The 16746-nt window shown below is 45.6% G+C and carries 14 protein-coding genes; 1 reads left to right on the forward strand and 13 read right to left on the reverse strand.

Features of this window, described 5'->3' with window-relative positions:
- Positions 1 to 82: 82 nt before the first annotated feature.
- Positions 83 to 1381, forward strand: a complete 1299-nt coding sequence (gene hcp, locus SRRS_RS24610) for a hydroxylamine reductase (protein ID WP_371364083.1) — start codon at positions 83 to 85, stop codon at positions 1379 to 1381.
- A 44-nt stretch (positions 1382 to 1425) separates the two neighbouring features.
- Here the strand turns inward: hcp and SRRS_RS24615 are convergent, their stop codons facing one another.
- The 13 genes from SRRS_RS24615 to SRRS_RS24675 all read right to left on the reverse strand — a co-directional run bounded on the left by SRRS_RS24615 (position 1426) and on the right by SRRS_RS24675 (position 16565).
- A complete protein-coding gene (locus SRRS_RS24615) occupies positions 1426 to 2451 on the reverse strand; it encodes a GGDEF domain-containing protein (protein WP_371364085.1) in 1026 nt (341 codons plus the stop codon).
- Between the two features lie 219 nt (positions 2452 to 2670).
- Positions 2671 to 3984: a glutamate-1-semialdehyde 2,1-aminomutase gene (gene hemL, locus SRRS_RS24620; protein ID WP_371364087.1), complete on the reverse strand. Its 1314-nt coding sequence runs from the start codon at positions 3982 to 3984 to the stop codon at positions 2671 to 2673.
- Between the two features lie 20 nt (positions 3985 to 4004).
- Positions 4005 to 4976: a porphobilinogen synthase gene (hemB, locus tag SRRS_RS24625; protein WP_371364088.1), complete on the reverse strand. Its 972-nt coding sequence runs from the start codon at positions 4974 to 4976 to the stop codon at positions 4005 to 4007.
- Positions 4977 to 5196: 220 nt separating this feature from the next.
- Positions 5197 to 6711: a uroporphyrinogen-III C-methyltransferase gene (gene cobA, locus SRRS_RS24630; RefSeq protein ID WP_371364090.1), complete on the reverse strand. Its 1515-nt coding sequence runs from the start codon at positions 6709 to 6711 to the stop codon at positions 5197 to 5199.
- A 125-nt stretch (positions 6712 to 6836) separates the two neighbouring features.
- Positions 6837 to 7769, reverse strand: coding sequence for a hydroxymethylbilane synthase (gene hemC, locus SRRS_RS24635; RefSeq protein ID WP_371364092.1), 933 nt, complete (start codon positions 7767 to 7769; stop codon positions 6837 to 6839).
- Positions 7732 to 9087: a glutamyl-tRNA reductase gene (hemA, locus tag SRRS_RS24640; protein WP_371364094.1), complete on the reverse strand. Its 1356-nt coding sequence runs from the start codon at positions 9085 to 9087 to the stop codon at positions 7732 to 7734. The genes hemC and hemA overlap by 38 nt, the downstream gene beginning before the upstream one ends.
- The gene (locus SRRS_RS24645; protein ID WP_371364096.1) at positions 9035 to 9757 is read right to left on the reverse strand and encodes a bifunctional precorrin-2 dehydrogenase/sirohydrochlorin ferrochelatase; all 723 of its coding nucleotides are present in this window, start codon (positions 9755 to 9757) and stop codon (positions 9035 to 9037) included. Before SRRS_RS24645 ends, hemA begins: the two co-directional genes overlap by 53 nt.
- 89 nt (positions 9758 to 9846) lie before the next feature.
- Positions 9847 to 11661 carry a penicillin-binding protein 2 gene (gene mrdA / locus SRRS_RS24650; protein ID WP_371364097.1) on the reverse strand — a complete coding sequence of 605 codons (1815 nt, stop codon included), beginning with the start codon at positions 11659 to 11661 and terminating at the stop codon, positions 9847 to 9849.
- A 103-nt stretch (positions 11662 to 11764) separates the two neighbouring features.
- Positions 11765 to 13126, reverse strand: a complete 1362-nt coding sequence (locus tag SRRS_RS24655; protein WP_371364099.1) for an LCP family protein — start codon at positions 13124 to 13126, stop codon at positions 11765 to 11767.
- A 134-nt stretch (positions 13127 to 13260) separates the two neighbouring features.
- Positions 13261 to 13467 carry a heavy-metal-associated domain-containing protein gene (locus tag SRRS_RS24660; protein ID WP_371364100.1) on the reverse strand — a complete coding sequence of 69 codons (207 nt, stop codon included), beginning with the start codon at positions 13465 to 13467 and terminating at the stop codon, positions 13261 to 13263.
- 69 nt (positions 13468 to 13536) lie between these two features.
- A complete protein-coding gene (locus SRRS_RS24665) occupies positions 13537 to 13845 on the reverse strand; it encodes an MTH1187 family thiamine-binding protein (protein WP_371364102.1) in 309 nt (102 codons plus the stop codon).
- A gap of 72 nt (positions 13846 to 13917) precedes the next feature.
- Positions 13918 to 15021, reverse strand: coding sequence for a glycosyl hydrolase family 18 protein (locus SRRS_RS24670; RefSeq protein WP_371364104.1), 1104 nt, complete (start codon positions 15019 to 15021; stop codon positions 13918 to 13920).
- A 134-nt stretch (positions 15022 to 15155) separates the two neighbouring features.
- A complete protein-coding gene (locus SRRS_RS24675; RefSeq protein WP_371364106.1) occupies positions 15156 to 16565 on the reverse strand; it encodes a short-chain fatty acid transporter in 1410 nt (469 codons plus the stop codon).
- Positions 16566 to 16746: the final 181 nt, after the last annotated feature.

Here is a 16746-nt window from a genome sequence, read left to right on the forward strand (position 1 = left end):
GACTGTGACACGCGTCACAGTCCTTTTCCGTTATATCCCCTATAATAAAGCCATAACCTACAAAAACAAGGAGGATTTACTAATGAGTATGTTCTGCTATCAATGTGAACAAACGGCCGGTGGCACAGGCTGCACTAAAGTTGGTGTATGCGGTAAAAACGAAGACATTGCCAGCCTTCAAGACACTCTGATTTACGGTTTGAAAGGTATTGCCGCCTATGCACATCATGCCCGCGAACTGGGCGCTCGTGATGAGCAAGTGGATGCGTTCATGCATGATGCCCTGTTTTTCACTTTGACTAACGTAAATTTCAGTTTGGAAAAACATATAGAAATGGTATTAAAATGTGGCGAAATAAACCTGCGGGTTATGGAGCTCCTCGACAAAGCCCATGTTGACCACTTCGGCTCACCTGTACCTACCGAAGTATTTACAGGATTCAAGGCAGGCTATGGCATTCTGGTTACCGGCCATGATCTTCTGGACTTAGAAGAACTGCTTAAACAAACAGAAGGTACTGGTATTAACGTTTACACCCACGGCGAGATGCTGCCAGGGCACGCTTATCCTGAACTCAAAAAATACAAGCATCTTGTTGGCAACTATGGTACCGCTTGGCAAAACCAGCGCAAAGAATTTGAAGCCTTCCCTGGTGCTATCCTAGTAACTACTAACTGTGTAATGCCATTAACCGCCAACGAAACTTATGGCGATCGCATCTTCACCCGCAGCGTAACCGGCCTTCAAGGAGGCACCCACGTAGAGGGTCACGATTTCTCAGCTGTTATTGCTAAAGCCAAAGCTCTGCCTGTTCTTCCCGAAAAGGCAGGCGACTACACTCTGACTACTGGATTCCACCACAATGCCATTCTTGGCTTAGCTGATAAAATCGTAGAAGCTGTTAAAGCAGGCAAAATCAAGCGTTTCTTCCTTATCGGCGGCTGTGATGGTGCCAAACCAGGCCGCAACTACTACACCGAGCTGGCGGAAAAAGTACCGCAAGATTGCGTAATCCTTACAGTAGCCTGCGGTAAATATCGCTTTAACCATCTGGATTTTGGCGATATTGACGGTATTCCCCGCCTGATTGACCTTGGCCAGTGCAACAACGCCTACTCCGGTATCCAAGTTGCGATTGCTCTTGCCAAAGTATTTAACTGTGGCGTAAACGACTTGCCGCTCTCCTTCGTACTGTCTTGGTTTGAGCAAAAAGCAGTTGCGATTCTGCTTACTCTATTACACCTGGGTGTTAAAAACATCCGTCTTGGCCCAACTGCTCCGGCCTTCGTATCACCGGGAGTATTCAAAGTGCTTAATGAAAACTTCGGTCTCCAGCCAATTACCACTCCGGATGAAGATTTAAAAGCCATTATGGGCTAAACAATAAGGGACGAATCACCAAGTGATTCGTCCCTTAATTACTTTTAAAACACTGCGCATTGATTGCGTCCCTGACGCTTTGCCCTGTATAGAGCACTATCCGCTTCGCGGAAAGCATCCTGACTTGCTATGCTGGGTTTTTTTCGGGATAAACCAATACTAATAGTAATCTTTACCCGTTCATTGTTATGGAAAAAGTCACAGTTAGCTACCTGAAATCTCAATTTTTCGGCAATTTTCAAACCGACCTCCAATGGAATATCCGGAAATACGAGAGCAAACTCTTCGCCGCCATAACGAAATGCCATATCGTTGCCACGCACACGTGTTTTAATAATATTACCTACTGTACTTAGTACCTGATCGCCAAACAAATGGCCATAGGTGTCATTCAGTTTCTTAAAATGATCTATATCTACAATGAGCAACACATATTGTTGCAACTCGGCCGTCTTCTCTAAGTAAGCCCGGTGATTCAATAAACCGGTTAGCTCGTCGGTATGAGCCAACTCATAGTGATGGGCGTTCTCTTTCATTAGTTCAGCAATTTGCCCTTCATGCTTAAGTTGCAAGGTTACTACATTGAGCATATAAACGGCAGTAAAAGCAAGAACGGCAAATCCCAGAACGTTATATAAACGTTCCATCAGGAAAGTTAACGCAACCTCATCGCAAACAATAGCGTTTGCAAGCAAATATACAGAAGAAACAGCCATAGTCATTCGCCATGCCCGGTCACGACCTACCTTTAGCACCATCCGCATTAAGAGCAGATAGTACAAGACATTACTATACATAGCACCAGATATAGTAAGGCCAGCACACAGCATTAAGTCAATGGCCAATTCCCCAAGATGCGGTTTTGCCCGTTTCAAACTTAAATACATGTTATAACCTATGTACAAAGCAGCAAGTATTACAACCATCCCCCAATGTGTACCGGGGGTAATTATCGCCACAAGCATAGTAAACAATGCTGAAATAGTGCTAATTTGCCTAGCTATAATCTGCAGCTGTGAGACTGGATCTCCTCCCATTCTCGCCGCATGCAGGCGTTTCTTTGTGCTCATATAGCTTCAAAAACTCCTTTACAATTGCCGGAGTAATATTTTTTTGCAATCTTCTGGTAATATATTAACGTATTTTGGAAGTAAAAGCAAAGACTTATCTTAGAATTTGGTAAGAAAAATGTTCGCAATTTCTCGTATTATTTTACATTATTCGTCATAAAAAAAGAATTCCCTTTGCAACACTGTACAGAGGGAATTCTCTTTACTTTTTATTGCTCTTTACTTTTTCTGACAATATTCTGCTACTTTGGCAAATGCCTTACGGCTAGCTGCGATCGTTGCTTCAATATCCGCCTGGGTATGCGCAGCAGACATGAAAGCGGCTTCAAATTGAGAAGGCGCCAGATATACTCCCTGTTCTAACATGGCGTGGAAGAAGGTGTTGAACGCACCAATATCGGAAAGTTTGGCACTGTCGTAATCGTAAACAGGTTTGTCATTAAAGAAGATACCAAACATTGTTCCCGCCTGATGGAATTGATAGTTGAAACCGTAAGCTTCCGCCTGTTCTTTAAGCCCTGCACACAAGGCAGTAGTTACGGCGATTACCTTTTCATAAAAATCCGGTGTATGTGCTAAAATTCGTAAAGTGGCAAGTCCGGCCGTCATCGCCAGCGGATTGCCGCTTAGTGTACCGGCTTGATACACCGGGCCGGCCGGGGCAACCATTTCCATAATATCGCGGCGGCCCCCATAGGCAGCGACAGGTAAACCGCCACCGATTACCTTACCCAAACAGGTGAGGTCCGGAGTGATATTATAGACTTCCTGTGCTCCGCCATATGCTACCCGGAAACCACACATAACTTCATCGAAAATCAACAACGCGCCGTACTCTTCGGTAATTGCCCGTACTTTCTCCAAATAACCTTCTTTCGGCAGAACCAGACCCATATTACCCGCAACCGGCTCAATAATTACGGCAGCAATTTCTTGGCCATTCTGAGCAAAAGCTTCGGCCAGCGCTTGCTCATCATTATAGTTTACGGTGATGGTATTACCGGCAATAGCCGGCGGTACACCAGGGCTGTCAGGGACACCGAAAGTGGCAGCACCTGAGCCGGCTTTAACCAGCAGACTGTCGTGATGGCCATGATAGCAACCAACAAATTTAACTATCTTATTACGGTTAGTATAAGCGCGGGCCAGTCGCAAAGCGCTCATAGTAGCTTCAGTACCGGAATTTACAAACCGGACGAGCTTCATTGACGGCATAACTTCGGTAATCATCCGCGCCAGTTCGGTTTCTAATAAAGTCGGAGCGCCATAGCTGGTGCCTCGGGTTACTGCATCCTGAATTTCACTGACTACCTCAGGATGAGCGTGTCCCAAAATCATAGGGCCCCACGAGCCGACATAATCAATATAGCTGTTGCCGTCAATATCATAAATCCGGCTGCCGGCGGCCTTGGCAATAAACGGCGGCGTTCCGCCAACTCCCCGGAATGACCGTACCGGACTATTTACTCCACCAGGAATATGCCGCTTAGCCTCAGCAAAAGCGGTAGCTGATTTTTTCAAGTTAAATGCCATGCTCTTCATCCTCCCCGTTCTTAGCTCTTTAACCACCGTACAGCATCAAGAGCATGGTAGGTAATAATAATATCCGCACCGGCTCGTTTCATGCCAACAAGGGTTTCCATTACTACACGTTCCTCGTCAATAAATCCCTGTGCCGCTGCAGCCTTAACCATGGCAAATTCACCACTAACGTTGTAAGCAGCCACAGGCAGCATGAATTGGTCTTTTACCTGACGAACAATATCAAGATAGGCCAATGCCGGTTTGACAATAACAATATCGGCTCCTTCTTCAATATCCAGAGCAACTTCTTTGAGTGCTTCCCGGGAGTTTGCCGGGTCCATTTGGTAAGCCCTGCGGTCACCAAACTGTGGAGTCGAATCAGCGGCATCACGGAAAGGACCATAATAGCCGGAAGCGTATTTAGCGGCATAAGACATGATACTGACATCGCTGTAGCCTGAGCGGTCAAGTTCTTCGCGAATGGCGGCCACCCTGCCATCCATCATATCGGACGGAGCAACCATATCCGCACCGGCTTTCGCATGACTAAGCGCTACTGCCGCCAACAAGGGTAACGTCGGATCGTTGTCTACTTTATGGCCGTTTAACAGACCGCAATGACCATGGCTTGTGTATTGGCACAAGCAAACATCACTAATGACAACAAGGTCGGGAACAGCCTGTTTGATACCTAAAATAGCCTGCTGTACCGGGCTGCTCATATCCCAGGCACTGCTGCCGCGTTCATCCTTGTACTCAGGTAAACCAAAAACCAATACAGCAGGGATACCTAAGTCATATACCTCTTTCGCCAGTTCTACTGCCTTATCCGATGATAGATGAAAATTTCCCGGTAACGAAGAAATCTCTTTTTTTACATTGGTACCCGGCACAACAAACAACGGATAGACTAAGTTAGCCGCTGTTAATGTCGTTTCCTGCACCATACTACGAATTCCGGCACTTACTCTGAGCCGCCGGGGACGGTGAATAATAGACATAGTTATTCCTCCTTGCTATAAAGTAGCCTTAGATTTGGCAGGAGTTTTAACTCCTGCCGAAGGTTAGTCGCCCTTATCCAGAAACTTATCCATTCTAAACTCCAAATGACTGAAGTCGGAGGTTCTAGAGCGGGTTAGTTATCGGATAAAGTAGACTTAGCTTCAGGTAAAATATATTTCACCTGAAGCTATCTTGCACTTCCATGTAGTTTTGCGAGAGTTAGTCACAAAACAATGTCGTAATGGCTTCCACTAGCCCTTTGATGGTATATTCTTCGGCTATCACATCAGGCTTTATGCCATGGTTCATGCAAGTTTCGGCCGTGATTGGACCGATACAAGCAATCTTGGCTTTAGCAACAAGCTGAGCACCGTTAGCTCCTAATAAATGCAAAAGGTTTGTCACAGTAGAGGAACTGGTAAAGGTAACGAGATCAATTTGTCCTGCGGTCAGCTTATCAGCCAACACCTGGCCGTCGGTATCACCGGTGACGGTGCGGTAAGCTGGTACTACATTTACACAAGCTCCCAATCCTTTCAACTTTTCGGGCAGGATATCCCGGGCAACAACAGCACGGGGGATAAGCACTTTCATACCTGCCGTTATGTGAGGTTCGAGCATTTCGATAATGCCCTCGGCTCTAAATTCCGCTGGAACAATATCAGCGGTAATGCCATAGCTTTGCAGACGGCTGGCGGTTTGGGAACCAATAGCTGCAACTTTAGCCGCGATAGCTCTGGTATCCAGCTTTGCAGCAGCCAGGCGGGCGAAGAAATGCTCTACCCCATTAACACTGGTAAAAATTAACCAGTCATATTCTTTTATCGCGGCAATAGCATCATCCAATGGTTGATACGTTTCCGGCGGCATAATTTTTATCGCCGGGGCCTCAATACAGTCAGCACCCAGCTTAGCTAACCCTTCTGTAAGAGCGCTTGCCTGCTCCCGCGCCCGGGTCACAAGCACCTTTTTCCCAAACATTGGCTTGTTGTCGAACCAAGCAAGTTTATCGCGTAAGGCAACAACCTGACCGACAATAAAAATGGCCGGCGGCTTTAGTCCTTTTGCAGCCACATCACCGGCTGCCTGCCCTACAGTTGTAACCAAGACCTCCTGCTCCGGTTTTGTACCCCAGCGGATAACAGCCGCCGGAGTTTCGGCCGGACGGCCATGTTCTATAAGTTTACGGGTAATATGAGGTAAGTTCTCCACCCCCATCAGGAATACCAAGGTATCAACAGCGGTAGCCAGCTTATCCCATTTCATATTGGATTCAGCCTTAGTCGGGTCTTCATGTCCGGTAATCACAGCAAACGAAGTCGCTATTCCCCGGTGAGTAACTGGGATACCCGCATAAGCAGGCACCGAAATAGCCGAAGTAATACCAGGTACTATTTCGAATTTGATATTATTCTTGAGTAGCTTAAGCGCTTCTTCTCCGCCGCGGCCAAAAACAAAAGGATCTCCGCCTTTAAGGCGCACAACCACTTTATTTTCCTGAGCCTTATCCACCAGCAGCTGGTTAATATCCTCCTGCCGCATGGTATGATCGCTCGAAGCTTTACCAACATAAATAAGTTCTACATTGGGCCTGGCATGATCCAGTAACCGGTCATCAGCGAGCCGATCATATACAATTGTATCGGCCTGTTTAATACACTCTATTGCTTTTATGCTAATTAACCCGTAATCGCCGGGACCAGCGCCAACTAAGTAGACAAATCCCTGTTTCATTGGAGTCCTCCTAATTATTACTTCTATCTTTATCCTGCGACTAATCCGCTCTAAGACTCCCAGATTCTATAAGTAGGTTATACCCCCTACGGTTACAGGCGAGCGGATAAATTTGCATCTCTTACCTATTTTTCTATCTCAAACAGCTTGGCCAATATCTCGCGTCCACCACTTTCGAGCATACGTACAGCCAGCATACGGCCTAATTTGGGTGCGTTTTCCACTTGGCCGGTCAGAGTATCACGCACAACTTCTTTGCCGTCAGGAGACATGATTACCGCATTTAGTGTAACCTCTCCGTCTCCAGCCTGCCCATAGACACCAATAGGTATCTGACAGCCGCCCTCAACTTCTGCCAAAAAAGCACGTTCCGCCAGTGTCGCCTGCCGGGTTGGTTCATGATTCAGAAACTCCAGCATAGCCAGTGTCTCTGCGTCATTCCCCCGTGCTTCAATAGCTAACGCTCCCTGGCCTACCGCTGGAAGACAAACATCTTGCGGCAAAACCTGAGTAATATGTTCATCCCAGCCCAGCCTTCTCAGACCGGCAACGGCCAGCAGAATGGCGTCAAGGTTCTCGGTGGTAAGCTTTTTCAGCCGGGTATCAAGATTACCCCGCAAATCAACAATAGTGAGATCAGGCCGTGCATTTAATAACTGGGCTTTACGCCTAAGGCTGGAAGTACCCACCCGTGCCTTAGCCGGCAGTTTATCCAAGGTTTTGTATTTAGGGCTGATTAGGGCGTCACCGGGGTCAACCCTGTTGGTAACGGCGGCAAGCACTAAGCCTTCCGGCAGTTCGGTGGGCATATCTTTAAGACTGTGCACCGCCAAGTCAATCTCGCCGCTCAGCATGGCTACTTCTAATTCTTTTGTAAACAGTCCTTTACCGCCGATTTTTGCCAACGGCACATCCAAAATTTTGTCGCCTGTTGTTACCATATTTTTTAGTTCTATCGTTACTTCCGGATAACGCTCACGCAAACAGGCAGCCACATGATTCGCCTGCCATAAAGCCAGTTTACTGCCGCGCGTACCGATGACAAGTTTTTGTTTCACTGTTTCGTTCCTCTCCTAGATGATCTTGCCGTTCCCGAGACATTTCCAGGGCGATATCCAGGTTAAACATGTCACGGAGGGCATCCTGGTAATAGTACTCTTTATCTGTACCTGCTGCTTCATTAAGCCGGATTATCGGATCACGCAGCAGTTTTCTCACAATCATTTTTGACATATTCTCAAATATCCGCCGGTCGTCGGCCGAAATATCAGGCAATTTGGCCAAAGCCCGCTTAATTTCCCGTTGACGGATTCGTTCGGCTTTGTCAGTCAGCCGCGCCAAAGTAGGCCGGTAAGACAAATAGCGAAACCTTTCAATAATATCGGTCATTTCTTCATCGATAAGATGCTCCGCCTGCTTAGCTTCCTGTTCCCGTTCGCGCATATTTGACTCAACAACAGCCTCTAAATCATCAATATTATATAAAGTTACGCCGGCGATAGCACCAACTTCCGGCTCAATATCCCGCGGCACAGCAATATCAATAAAGAAGATAGGACGTCCCTGCCGTTTAGGCATAAGGTGAGCAACATCCCACGCCCTGATGATATAATGCGGGGCACCGGTTGAAGTGATCACAATATCAGCGTCGACAGCACATTTCATAAAGTCTTCAAATGGCACAGCCACACCACGGAATTTATCAGCCAAGGCGACAGCCCGGTCGAAATTGCGATTGGATACGAACACGGTTTTAACACCGCTGGCAACGAGGTGCTTGGCTGTCAGCTCACTCATTTCGCCTGCGCCCAGCACTAAAACGTTAGACGATGACAAATCGCCTAATACCTTCTTGGCTAATTCCACGGCAGCGTAGCTGACAGAAACCGCATTATAAGCAATCCGGGTGGTTGTACGAACTTTTTTGCCAACAGCAATCGCTCGATTGAACAAAGTATTAAGAACCGTACTCGTCGAACCGGCTGCCCGAGCTATGGCATATGCCGTCTTTACCTGGCTAAGTATCTGGCCTTCGCCAAGCACCAGCGAATCAAGACTGGCGCTAACGCGAAACAAATGCCTGATACATTCCTCTTCTTGAAAATAAAATAAATAATCATAGATCGTCTCGGCTAATACACCAGGCGACATATGATCAAGGAATTCCTGCATCACCGGCAAAGCGTCATCAGCATCCTCTACAACCGCATACATCTCGGTTCGATTGCAGGTAGACAAAATAACGCATTCCCGAATATCATCATATTCATGAAGACGCTTATAAGCTGCTTTGATTTGTTCCTCGGAAAAAGAGAAGCACTCCCTAACTTCCACGGGAGCCGTTCGATGATTCAGGCCAAGCACAACTAACTGCATGTCGTATTCTCTCCTCTGCTTCGCTAAACTTGCCTGCTCTAAGCAAATCAAGCGTCTCATGGTCAATAGTTTCCCGCCAAAATTTTTCCCGGTCTTTAGAAGTGGCCAACCGTTCTTTCATCTCAAGCCTAAGCTTGGCCACAAGCGCGAGATAGTAGCCGTATTCCGGACCAAAATCTTCAGCAATTTTATGTTTCAACTGCCGCGCTAACGCGGGACTGCCCCCGCCTGTAGATACAGTTATCAGCAAATCGCCATGTGCTATATGAGCGGGTACATAAAAATCCGATATTTCCGGCGCATCGGCGACATTCACTAACGCGCCCGCCGCCCTCGCCTCCTCAGCCGCTTGGCGGTTTATTTCCGGTTGATCGGTGGCACAAGAAACAAGAAAAAATTTATCTAAATCACCAATCTCATAACTGCGTGGTATCCAGGTTAAACATTGGTCCTGTTGTAACCCAGTCAGCTTAGCCGTCAAAACCGGGCTAAAGATACTCACTTGCGCTCCGGCAGCAATGAGTGCCACCGCTTTTCGCTCGGCTACCGTACCGCCGCCGACAACAGCGCACCGCCGCCCCGTCAGCTTGAGATTGATGGGATATAACTCCATAAATTCACGTCCTAACAGAGTAAGTGCCATAAATATCTTACCATATTTCGCGGCCAAATGGTAATTTTCCTTTCTGCTGCAATAGAAAAAAACAAGATTGACGTGCAACCCCGCTATGATTTTTAAGTATGATGAAAAAAGCTGCTTTAATCAGTTCTCGTTGCAGGAAGCACTGGTTTATTTTTAAGGCCAAAGTAAGCTTCCAATACCCGGCGAGTGACAGGTGCGGCTGCCATTGAGCCCTCTCCCCCTTCTTCTACAAGCACAGCCATTGCAATCTCAGGGCTCTCCGCCGGTGCATAACAAGCAAACCATGAATGAGTCGTTCCCCGTCCGGTCTCGGACGAACCCGATTTTCCCGCTACCGTCTTGGGAAACCCTTGAAAAACTGCCGCCCCTGTGCCATGAGCGGTAACACCAATCATACCTTGGCGAATTGTGTCCCAGACTTCCGGCCTGAGATAAATTGTCCTTAACACCTCTGGCTGTAGTTTTTCCACAAGGTTGCCTTGAGGCGTAAGTGTCTTATCAACAAGCATAGGTTTATAAACAATACCGCCATTGGCTACAGCCTGGGCTAAGAGTGCCTGCTGTAACGGAGTTGCCAGATAATATCCCTGCCCGATCGCGGCAATTAGCGTTTCGCCCGGATACCAGGGTTCGCCGTAGTTGATTTGCTTCCACTCGCTATCAGGCACTATTCCTTTAGCTTCTCCCGCAAGCTTAATACCTGACAACTTTCCTAAGCCAAAAGTCAATGCATAGCTAGCCAAATTGTCAGATCCCAACCGCCTGCCAAGTTCATAAAACACTGGGTCGCTCGACCAGGCCAGAGCATCGGCTACTGTCAATTTCCCCAAGCCTTTCGTCTGCCAGCCGTAAAAACTCCAGCCGTTAAGCACATAAACACCTTTGTCGTCAAATACTTCCTGTGGGGTGGTCAAGTTCATTTCCAGAGCGGCAGCGCTTGTGACAATTTTAAATACCGATCCGGGTGGATAAGCGTTTTGGATAGCCCGGTTATTTAGCGGATTATTGGGATTCTTCATAAGCTGATTCCAATTCCGGCTAGATATCCCACCGGCAAACATATTGGGATCAAACGCAGGGTTGCTGGCCATAACCAATACCCCGCCGGTTTTTACGTCTAACACAACAACTGCACCGCCTTTTGCCGGCTGACCCAGCTTGCGGCTTGCTTCTACTTGCTCCGCCAAGGCAGTTTCCGCAGCTTTTTGCAAATTCACATCCAGAGTCAAAACAAGCCCCCGTCCCGAAATTGACGGACGATCCCCCAGCGGGCGAACTTCTTTACCTTCGGCATTGACCTCAAGCTGGCGGGCACCATCAGTACCTTTCAGCACTTCTTCCCATTCCCGTTCCAAACCATCTTTGCCAATCAAATCATTGGGATGATACCCCCACGACTTGCGCTCCTCATATTCGTCTTCACTAATGTTGCCGACATACCCCATGACATGAGCTGCGAGTTCCTTATAAACATACTGCCGTGAGGGGATGGCCTCGATAATTACTCCCGGCAGATAGTATTGACGTTCTTCAATTTTGGCTACTGTCGCCTCATCCACATCCCGTTTAATGCGCACCGGACTAAATGGAAAATCTTTGTTGGCATTGAGAAGTTTACCAATCTCCTCGGCCGTAACTCCGGTAATAGACTCTAGCAGCGGGGTGGCCACCTGACCATTGATATACTCATTCGGAATAATGGATACTGCAAAACTCGGTCTGTTAGCTACAATAACTGCCCCGTTTCTGTCATAGATACTGCCTCGCGGCGCCTGCATAGTAATCTGCCTGATACGATTTTCCTCAGCAATTTTTTTGTATTGTGTCCCTTGAACCAACTGCATCCAAACCAGCCTAGCAATCAGCAAACCAATTACCCCGACAACAATAACCGCTAATATCTTAATACGACGGCTTGTTTCATCCCACATATCTGTCCCCCGTCCACGAAAACATCAAAATCACATAGATAGTATCCCATGATAGGCAAAAAAAAATAGCCTAGCTCTCCGCTAAAGCGGAAAGCTAGGATTATTACTGGACGTAATCCTTGCCTACGATTACTTTGACTATATTGGCTCTGCTGTCATCTTTATTGATTTGCAGCGCGTAGCGGAAAGGCAAACTTGTTAACTTACTGCTGGCATCGCTGCTATTAGCAATAACTACAGTATTCTTATTGGAAGCGCTGATGCCCGCAACACTGATAACCTCATAGCCCTGACTTTTGAGAACAGCCGCCATTTTGTCACCGGCCTCGGGAACACCACTGGCATTAACTACTTCAAACCTTAATTTAGCAGAAGTGGATGCGGTTTTTGCTTCCGTTGTTTTAGTTTTATCTGATTGCGATTTATCTACAGTTTTCGGATCGGGTACCTGCTTGGAATCTGTTGGCTTTTTAGGCAGCTCTACAATTTTCATTTCTTGGGGGATAGACTTCTCATACTGGCTGGCTGTAGTTCGAGCCTCTGACGCATATTTGTCATCTACCGTCATTCCCTGGGTCGTAGCCACATAGCTCCTTAAAGCCTGGATATCAGGCAGCCAGTAACTAATGTCGCTGATATAGGCAGGTTTTCCGGGAACCATCTCGGCTTTTAAGCCGGATTTGGATGCGTCATTTAATATTTTAGCTAAATTGAGCATCTCAGCTGTTGTCATATCAGTGCTAATAGCGGAGTTAACCTCGCGGATAATACCGGGAACCCGCGGCAAAATTAAAGGACTGGTTACTTCCTTAAGCATTGCTTTTATAAACTTCTGTTGACGTTCAATCCGGCCAATGTCACCCTCTTCGTCCCTGTACCGCACGTACTTAATGGCCGTCCGGCCATCGAGTTTTTGTTCACCGGGCTTAAGGTCAATTAAGAGGTTGTCGTACGGATCTTCATAATACATACGCTTTTCAACATTGATAGTAACACCGCCAACCGCATCAACAATTTTATTAAATGCAGCGAAGTTGACTATTGCATAGTAATCCATAGGAATACCCAATAGATCTTCTACCGCACGTTTAGACAGTTTATGACCACCCTGAGCATAGGCATGATTGATTTTATCCCAGCCATAGCCAGGAATCTTAACCCTGGTATCACGCGGTATCGATAATAAGGAAACTTGGTTTGTTGCCGTATCAATGGTAACTACAAACATGGTGTCAGAACGCCCAACATCATCACTGCGTTCATCTACACCCATTACCAGGATATTGACTTTATTCGGTAATCCGGTACCGGCACGACGAGCCTTCTCAAACTTACCCCCTGTTGACCAGTAGTAGGTAGCACCGGCTACGCTGATAAATAACAGCAGACATGTTACAATAAGCAAAAACCGGTTTCGCCGGGTTTTGCGCTGTTCACCCAGTCGCTTTTCGAGGCGTGATGTCATGACACAATCACCCTTTCGTCCTCATTTATATAATTTAATTCCATGAAACTACATAACAAGACAAGCCCCCTGTCGCCGGGGGCTTGTCTTGAAGTATAGCAAATTTTGCGGTTTTACGTCAAGAACTTTTTGGTTTATTCGACAGTAACTCCTTCCTCTTCTACGCTCTCTTTTATTTTAGTAATATTAATTTGAGCAGGATCAAATTCCACAGTGAGAGTTTTGGCTGCCAGGTCTACACTGGCGCTTGCCACGCCTGCTAACGCACCTACTGCCTTTTCTACTGCGCTTTTACAATGCCCGCAACGCATACCTATTACTGTTATTACTTGCTTTTCCATATGCTAAACCTCCTTAGTGAATTAACAAAAATACCTGCGCCTGACACTCTGCGATAGGTCAACCCCACCCTAAGCTAAGCTTACTTTATCTTCAACAGCTTTAATTTTTCCTGCCATAGTAAGTTCTTTATCCCTTCGGTCATCAATTCTAATAGTAGTTGATACCCGCTGGGCGCCTTCCTGATAAGGAGTTTCATGCATTTGACGTACGACTTCCAAAATGCGGCCAAGATCGCCTTCAATAATTGTGGACATTGGCGTTAATTGGTATTTTAGGTCTGTCACCTGTTTCAGTACCTTGTGGCAGCCTGCCACATATTGACTAACACTGGGCGAGGCTGTACCCAGGGGAATAATGGTCACTTCAACAATAGCCATATTATCACTCCTTCCGAGTTACCGTTTACTACTACCAGAAAAACCCTGCCGCAGTTACGGCAGGGTTAAATTTTACTGACCTTTCGGAAACTTTTTGTCGATAGTTCCCCAAATCTCGGGCTGTTCTTGTCCTAATCGCCAAACAGCAATACCAGCTGGGTTATATTTAGCTACAACATCTAATTTGGCCGCAGTGCTTTTATTATCTTCAAACCATACTTCATGGTCTTTGTACTTGAAATTAGGAGCTTGATTTTTTTCATCGTAATTCACTTTAACACCATTTTTTTCGGCCAAAACAATGGCATCCGAATACTTAATTGTTTCTCCTTTTTTGCCTACCCAGTCGTAGCCATAAGCTCCTACACCAATAATGACTTTATGCGGCCCACCGCATTTTTCAATAGCGTATTTGATATTTTTGTCATACCAGTCGATCGGAGCAATAGGACCTGGTTCGGAAGTCGACCAGTGATTGTCATAGGTCATAATTTGAAGGAAATCCGCGTTTTGCGCCAGCTTCGGATAGTCATAAGCTCCGGAAACATCTTCAGCAACATCAACTTGTGGAAATACCGAAATAATAAGCAATTTATTGATTGCTTTCATTTTGGGGTACAATTCCGCCATGAAGGCAGTCAGGTTATCCTTATGCTTGGGCGGCAGCAATTCAAAGTCGATGTTGACGCCATCGTAGCCTTTCTCTTGTACCAGTTTAACAATACTATCGGTTACTTTGGTGCGAGTACCAGGGTCGCCTAGTACATCATCTGTTGCACCCGTTTTATTTGTAATTAATGGATACATCTTGAGCCCTAGTTGACGCGCTGTATCATATACCAGCTGACTGTCTCTAGCCTCCAATGTGCCGTCTTTGGTCGCCTTGTACCAGAAGGGGCCGACTGCCGACATGCTTTTAGCGTATGCTTTCATGCTGGGGAAGGAACCGGACTGGTCAGGTGTGCCTGGCCAAGGATTTTCATAGTAACCAATAACCATTCGCGGCGGCATTGCCACATTACCAGGAGCCCCCGGTTCGGTTTGGCCGGGTAAAGGTTTAGGAGCAGGCTTTTTGCTTGTTCCGCAGCCACCGGCAAAAACTGCAGCTACGGCAAACAGAATGAGGAAAACACTTGCGATTACTTTGTAATTAACTTTAACGCGCAAAACTGTCACCCTTTCCGTTACTAAGTAGTTGAATTCTATCAATCTTAGTATTGGCTGAACGACAGTTATTATGCTAAGAAAACTTTTGTTGGCAAAAGCAGAAGTTTAGGAGAATTCAGTATTATAATCTTCCGAAGATTGTTTTAGTGAGTTATTAAAAGAATACCTGCAATCGCAACTATATTGCCAATTATAAACAGCAAAACAGAGAAGCCCATTAAATCTCGCAGGTTCATGTTTGCAATAGCAAGAAGAGGTAGCGCCCAGAACGGACAAACAATATTCCAAATACTTTCCCCCCATGCAACTCCCATTGCGACTTTCCACGGCTCAACTCCTAAAGTTGCGGCTGCTGGCAACATAAATGGCGCTTGAACAACCCAGTGTCCGCCAGCCGACGGAACAAAGATACTAATAATTAGCGATGAGAAGTAACATGCTAATTCAAAAGTTTCGTAAGTAGAAATACTTAATAACCAGTTAGAGATAACATGTACTAGCCCACTGCCATGCATAATTCCCATGATTCCAGCATAGAAAGGGAACTGCAAAATTATACCACTAGCAGTAGCAGTACCTTTAGAAATAGCTCTTGCGTAATTAAGCAGCGTACCATGAGCCAGTATTCCTAATACTATAAACATAAATATTAATATATTAACATTTAGATTAAAACCGTTTTTCGTAAAGTAAGCGACCAGATAGATCAATCCAGCTAAACCTAGAGAATAATTCAGAAAACGGCTATTATCCATTTTATCTGCTAAATGAACCTCTGTCGCAACAGCCGCTTCAGATACCGTATAATCTTCCAGCAAAGAAATATCAGCTACAACTGTTTCCTCTTTTTTAGGCAACATGAGAACACAAACAAGAGGAATTACAATTGCTAACGTCAATGTTATAAGTAACGTTTGGGGGTGAAAAATTGTTTGAGTTAACGGAACCAGTCCAATTTGACCTTCTAAAAAATGCCCCTTTGTATTAATTACTAACGGTACGGAGGCGGATAGTCCTCCATGTGTTATAATAATTCCAGAAAACGCTGCCGTTACTAAAACTCGAAAATCAGTATCACGGTGTTGTTTTGCAGCTTCTCGTGCAAGAAATCCGCCTGCAATTAAGCCTAATCCCCAGTTAAAATAATAAAGCGCCATAGAGGCAAAACCAATAAATAGAATGGTCTGTTTTGGTGTTTTGGGAATAAGTACTATTTTCTGCAGAAACCTACGTACTATGTTTGCAGAAGCTAACGCGTACCCAGTTATTAATACTAGAGACATCTGCATAGCAAAGCCTAAAATATCGAAGAACCCTTTACCCCAATAGTCAATTACCGCCATCGGAGATGTATTGGTAATTATTAATGCCATTGCACCTACAAACAAAGTAATAACCCAAACAATGGTAAAGGGATCCGGTAAATATCTTTGCATCAAATTTACAAAGAACGCTAGTATACGATTTATCATTCTTACACATCCATTCTTATCGTTGATGTTAGAAAAATATAAGAAACTACCTTTATAAGTATCAACATTATACAAACTCATTTGATTCTTCCGTATTATATCTGCAAAACCTTACTCCTTGCAGTAAATCCTATAAAATAAATCGATATTCCCCCCATATGTATCATCATCTTTAGCCATTAACACCCACGCTATTAATATAAGCAATAATAGTGCCAACAGAATACACCAGCATCTTATTAAAAAAATCAGTCTTTTCTCT

It is taken from the genome of Sporomusa rhizae (assembly GCF_041428845.1).
GTDB classification, from domain to species: domain Bacteria; phylum Bacillota; class Negativicutes; order Sporomusales; family Sporomusaceae; genus Sporomusa; species Sporomusa rhizae.

Bases quoted from the DNA above. Each gene is read 5' to 3' on its own strand.
- hcp (WP_371364083.1), top strand. From the start codon at position 83: ATGAGTATGTTCTGCTATCAATGTGAACAAACGGCCGGTGGCACAGGC.
- SRRS_RS24615 (WP_371364085.1), bottom strand. From the start codon at position 2,451: ATGAGCACAAAGAAACGCCTGCATGCGGCGAGAATGGGAGGAGATCCA.
- hemL (WP_371364087.1), bottom strand. From the start codon at position 3,984: ATGGCATTTAACTTGAAAAAATCAGCTACCGCTTTTGCTGAGGCTAAG.
- hemB (WP_371364088.1), bottom strand. From the start codon at position 4,976: ATGTCTATTATTCACCGTCCCCGGCGGCTCAGAGTAAGTGCCGGAATT.
- cobA (WP_371364090.1), bottom strand. From the start codon at position 6,711: ATGAAACAGGGATTTGTCTACTTAGTTGGCGCTGGTCCCGGCGATTAC.
- hemA (WP_371364094.1), bottom strand. From the start codon at position 9,087: ATGCAGTTAGTTGTGCTTGGCCTGAATCATCGAACGGCTCCCGTGGAA.
- mrdA (WP_371364097.1), bottom strand. From the start codon at position 11,661: ATGTGGGATGAAACAAGCCGTCGTATTAAGATATTAGCGGTTATTGTT.
- SRRS_RS24655 (WP_371364099.1), bottom strand. From the start codon at position 13,126: ATGACATCACGCCTCGAAAAGCGACTGGGTGAACAGCGCAAAACCCGG.
- SRRS_RS24660 (WP_371364100.1), bottom strand. From the start codon at position 13,467: ATGGAAAAGCAAGTAATAACAGTAATAGGTATGCGTTGCGGGCATTGT.
- SRRS_RS24665 (WP_371364102.1), bottom strand. From the start codon at position 13,845: ATGGCTATTGTTGAAGTGACCATTATTCCCCTGGGTACAGCCTCGCCC.
- SRRS_RS24675 (WP_371364106.1), bottom strand. From the start codon at position 16,565: ATGAGTTTGTATAATGTTGATACTTATAAAGGTAGTTTCTTATATTTT.